At 49.8% G+C, this 289-nt stretch carries 1 pseudogene; it reads right to left on the minus strand.

The window, feature by feature from the left end:
• A pseudogene (locus HMPREF2698_RS08015) lies at positions 1-289 on the minus strand (transposase); the annotation flags it as partial.

A 289-nucleotide genomic window follows, 5' to 3' on the forward strand; every position in this document is an offset into this window, starting at 1 on the left:
GGCGTGCTTTCAGGTCTGATTTCGACATCCGAAACGACTTTTCAATGTTGAATAGCCTGCGGTAATGCCCAATTACTTATTTGGCAGGCAAGTTAACAAGGTCGGTTTCATAGCCTTCAATTCCGGCTAGGGCACGGTGTTTGGCAGCAAGAGCGTAGTTGACCTTCTTGTTTGGGGCGGAAAGATAGAAATAGCGATTACGGTTGATAGCGATATCGCCGTCAACAGCGCGTTTGGCTTTCGCTACTTGTTCGCTGATTCCGCGCAGGCTGCGTCTAGCCCGATCATG

The sequence above is a fragment of the Corynebacterium sp. HMSC072A02 genome (genome assembly GCF_001810085.1).
GTDB classification, from domain to species: domain Bacteria; phylum Actinomycetota; class Actinomycetes; order Mycobacteriales; family Mycobacteriaceae; genus Corynebacterium; species Corynebacterium hesseae.